Consider the following 4,822-nt stretch of genomic DNA (forward strand, 5'->3'; position numbering starts at 1 on the left):
CGGCACCATTACCCCTTTCGGTTGTCCGGTTGAGCCGGAGGTATAAATTACATACGCCAGATGCTCGCTGCTCAGTGCCGGAACCACCGGGTTATCTGTCGGCTCATCCGCCCATGATTCACGATTGAGTGTCAAAACCTGTAGCTGCGACGCCTGCGCACCGAATGTCGCGGCAATATCAACCGTCCCGTCGGTAATCAGCACCACCGGGCGACTGTCGGCCACCATGTATTGTAGCCGCTCGGACGGGAACAGCGGGTCTAGCGGTACGTAGGCACCGCCTGCTTTGAGGGTCGCGAGTAAGGTGGTGACCATCGCGCAGTTGCGTTCGACCATCACCGCAACATAGCTGCCCGGCGTCACGCCGAGTGCAATCAGGCAATGGGCTAGCTGATTGGCCTGGGTATTCAGCGCGGCATAACTTAAGGAGTCATCGCCCGAGACGACGGCCGGCGCATCAGGGGTCTGCACGGCTTGTTTTTCGAATAACTGGTGAAGACATGCGTGCCCGGGATATGGCATTGCGGTCTGATTAAACTGGTTGAGCACTAAATCACGTTCATCTTGTGACAAAACACTCAGCCGTGCCGGGTAAGTGATATCAGATTCGTCGCGAACACATTCACTCAAAAAAGACTCTAGGCGTCTCAGATGACATTGAACTTCCTGCCTTTCATACAAATCGTGGTTGGCATTGAGATACAGGGTCAAACCTTGCTGCGGCCCGCGGTCATAAAATGTAAACGACAGATCATCAACCGGGCCAATTGCGGTATTTACGACGGTTGCAGAAACATCGCCAAAAAACAGTTCATATTCAGAAGGGACAAAGTTGAGTACGGTGCTATACCAACAGTCTTTCTCAGCAATGAGCTTCGTTTCTTGTCGCAGATCCTCACTATAATAACGGGAATGTCTGGATGTTTTACCGACATGAAGAGCAACTTGTTCCAGCAACTGCTCAAATGTGGTATCCGCATCGACCTGCACGCCCAGCGGCAAAATGTTGACTGCTATCCCCGTTGTCCGCCGCAGAGGTCGTCCCATCCTTCCTCGGTGCGTAAAACCGAGCATCATTGACGACTCTCCGGTCATCAAATGTAAATAAACCGAAGCCAATGCTGTGATAAGTGTTGCCAGATTGGTTTGATAACGCTCAGCAACGCCCTTTAAACGCGTATAAATATCCAGAGGAAGCCGATGTCGTTCACTGATAACTTGAGAACATGGCGCACTTTGCCCGGCCAAACTGAGCGACTGGTAGGTTTGCACCTGAGCCATATAGTCCAGCCAGTATTCACGGTCACGCGCAAAGCCTGTTGAATCACGGTACGTATTTTCGGCCTCGATCAGGGCTTCAATCCCTAATAATTGGCTTTCCGGAATCGGCTGGCCGGCATTTAATGCTGAATATATTTCTGCAAAACGCGCGATAACCATCATGAAACCATATCCGTCAGTGGTAATATGGTCAGCACTACAATAAAGGTAATATTGTTCGGCGTGGACTTTTAGCAACGCAAAATCAAACAAGACTGTTCTTTCCCCGGCCGAGACAGGATGGTCGAGGCGTTTTTCCATCCATGCCATCGCTAAAGCATCTGCGTCCGGCTCCTGAGACAAGTCGATAAAAGGTAATTCCCAATCAAAGAAGTATTCAACGGTTTGTTGCAGTGTCTCTTCGTAGTAACCCGTTTTGATATGGAATGTTTCGGCTTCTCCGACACCTTGTCTTACCGCAGCCTCCATCATTTCAGGGTTAATCCTCCCCGGCAGATCCAAATACCCGGCAACTTTGAATACCCGGGAACCAACATGATTAACAATATGCTGGGCGAACCAGATTCCTTTCTGTGGCGTAGAGAGTGGTGAAGGGGAAGACACATTTGACTGAGCGTGGAGGAGTGAACTTTGCTTGCTTGCTTCGCGAATATTCGTATTCATATAGCACCAACCTTCATTTGTTATTTTTTATTATTTGTATTTTACGCATAAGACAAAGAGCACCTGACATGTGTAACACCAGATACTAAAACCTCATATATGCTTGATATGACGTAATCAAAAATGACAGTTAATTAATGACAAATGTATTATTAATAATATTTTTCATTCTTGGGTTTCTATATTTAAACCGAACCTACCCAATGGTTAACATTTACAAACAAAATTACCCATTCGTTCTCTGACAATCAAGTTATATTATTTTGACACACATCAGCCGCACACCAAATTACAATACTCCATAAAAAAACAGCAAAATAACAAAATTATAAATATTAAAAGCAATTATAATCATCATCATATAGTAATAAGAATATCAAAAATACACTTCATTCCTTAGATGAATCGCTCAAATTTTAAACTAAAGCCAAATTGTTAATGATATTTTCATATAATAAAATGCAAAAAAATTTTAACTATATACAAATGACATTTATAGCAGCGCGTTGATACAAAAAATAAAATAATCATTAAAAAACAGATGGATACAAAAAGGTTATAAATTCATTCAAACGACAAGAATAAAAGAATAATTTTCCATTCCATGGCCTATTCAGCATAAAAATAAGAATTTAATTGAAAAATAAACACAAAAAATAGATAAAAATCCCGCATTGAAACAAAAAATCAATATATCAATTGGCAAAATTTTTATCATCGGAGTATCTCACATTCTGTAATTCTCAACCTAAACCAAAACTATTTTTAAAAAATTTGATCACCTTCAAGAATTGTTAGCAAGGTTACATGATTTTTACAGTAACGACCAACCCTGATTAATAGCGCGCTATCAGGATAGGTGATTAATATTTGCTATTAAGAGCAGGACACTTTCAACACATGAAACAGAAAAAAAATAATGATAGAAAACATATTAATCAGACAGGGGAACTAGTTTTTCACAGTCAACACATTCTTAATAAATATTTATACGACCAATATAATTAGTGTAAAAACTCAAAAAACCAAGTGCATGAAATTTATTTTATATGCCAATCAATGAGGATTCATAAAAGTCACATATTAAAGTGACATGCTGATACAGGATAGATTTATTATTTTCATACAAAATTAAATTACCCCCAAAAAATAGATAAACATAAAAATAAAATCTGTCTTTCATTAATAATGAAAACCATACTATCCATCTTTTTTGAGCTTATCTTACGACTCAACAGTCTGTTTATAAGTACCAAACAATATATTCGCATCTGAGTAATAAAAAACTCAAATTCCCTCGCCCGACCCGATTTACGCTTTGAGCTGGATATGACAACATGTGTCACATCTACTGATGCCGATATAACGAGATATAAATCACAAAACGGGGAGTCTTACGTACCCAATACTTTCAAAAACCATCACATAATTTTGAAATAAATTGGATCACGAACAAGACTATAGACCAAGATATACGGTATAAAGGGTTGAGTTAGGTTGCTATGTTTTCCCGTCTGAGGGAAGGATGCGTGAAACCATCTAAAAAGATGTGGCTCTACTGACAGGATGATTGCTGTTACACTAGGAAATATTGGAAAAGTTGAACGATATTACCGTTGAAATAGTATATTATTAAAAGACTCCAGTGGTTATGGTGATGAATTTGGACCACAATTTAACAAAACAGATAGAAGAGATATGCGCTGCAAGAGGTGTCAGGTTGACTTCTCAACGTAAACAGGTCTTTGAGCTTATCTGTTCCAGTAGGAAAGCATCCAGTGCCTATGAGCTGCTTGAAGCGCTACAGCAAAGCGAACCGCAGGCAAAACCACCGACCGTTTATCGGGCACTCGATTTTCTGATGGGGCAAGGCTTCATCCACCGTGTTGAGTCAACAAACAGTTACATTTCATGTTGCTCTTGTAATGCTCATAAACACTTCTCACATCTTTTAATCTGCAAACAATGTAGTGATGTGACCGAACTTCAGGATGAGACGCTGGTCTCATCACTGGAACATAATGCAGAGAAGCACGGATTTAAGATTACAAATCATGTCATTGAATCTCATGGTATTTGCCAAACGTGCTCCTCAGAAACAAAGAGAGAAACAGTAAAAGATTATGCGCGCTGAGTTTGTAAATCCGTTTTTAGCGTCTCTGATGAACGTCTTAAAAACAATGGCTTCACTTGAATTGAAACCTCAAAAGCCAAGAGTCAAAAAAGATGAAATTGCCCGAGGTGATATTTCAGGTCTGATCGGTATGGTTGGCGATCAAACTCGGGGATCGATGTCGATCACTTTCGATGAGAGTCTTGCATTAGAAATCATGCAAAATATGTTGGGTGAACGCCCGAATGGCTTGAATGAAGAAGTGACCGATATGGTGGGTGAAATCACCAATATGGTGACCGGCGGAGCCAAAAGAATACTTGCAGAGAGTGGTTTTGATTTCAATATGGCAACCCCGGTTGTCGTCTCTGGCCGAGGTCATACGATTCGCCACAAGTGCGAAGGAGCCATCATAATCATGCCTTTCACCTCGACATGGGGAAATGCATTTATCGAGATCTGCTTCGAATAAGTCTCTTTCCGCTTTGTATCAATGTAAAAACAGGAGATGGCGTTGCCATCCCCTGTTTATTGTATAGAGAAAACCCCCAGCTAGGCTGGGGGTTCCGTAAAGCTTACAGCTATAAGTCAGTTATATAACCCCTTTCAATTTGATAAAAACGTCTTGTGGTCTGGCAACTACAAGAGTTAATTAAGAATTGAAAGGGGGTCCCAATGGGGGACGAAAAGAGCTTAGCGCACACGCGCTGGAACTGTAAATACCACATAGTCTTTGCACCGAAATATAGAAGGCAAGTGTTCTAC

General features: G+C 41.4%; 4 protein-coding genes. 3 read left to right on the forward strand and 1 reads right to left on the reverse strand.

All coding sequences use genetic code 11. The features are described from left to right. Positions 1 to 1,944: condensation domain-containing protein (locus VR7878_RS19100; protein WP_139344159.1), on the reverse strand; the 1,944-nt coding region annotated here is incomplete at its 3' end. 1,651 nt (positions 1,945 to 3,595) lie between these two features. On the opposite strand from VR7878_RS19100, the gene zur reads away from it, so the two are divergent. The 3 genes from zur to VR7878_RS19115 form a co-directional block, all read left to right on the forward strand. Beyond that, on the forward strand, positions 3,596 to 4,078 hold the full coding sequence (zur, locus tag VR7878_RS19105; RefSeq protein WP_059122844.1) for a zinc uptake transcriptional repressor Zur: 483 nt from the start codon (positions 3,596 to 3,598) through the stop codon (positions 4,076 to 4,078). Further along, the gene (locus tag VR7878_RS19110; RefSeq protein ID WP_038186035.1) at positions 4,068 to 4,529 is read left to right on the forward strand and encodes a chemotaxis protein CheX; all 462 of its coding nucleotides are present in this window, start codon (positions 4,068 to 4,070) and stop codon (positions 4,527 to 4,529) included. The genes zur and VR7878_RS19110 overlap by 11 nt, the downstream gene beginning before the upstream one ends. 203 nt (positions 4,530 to 4,732) lie before the next feature. Continuing rightward, on the forward strand, positions 4,733 to 4,822 hold a 90-nt coding region (locus VR7878_RS19115), incomplete at its 3' end, for a transposase (protein WP_205409443.1).

Origin of the sequence: Vibrio ruber DSM 16370 (assembly GCF_900163965.1) — a bacterium.
Taxonomy (GTDB): Bacteria; Pseudomonadota; Gammaproteobacteria; order Enterobacterales; family Vibrionaceae; genus Vibrio; species Vibrio ruber.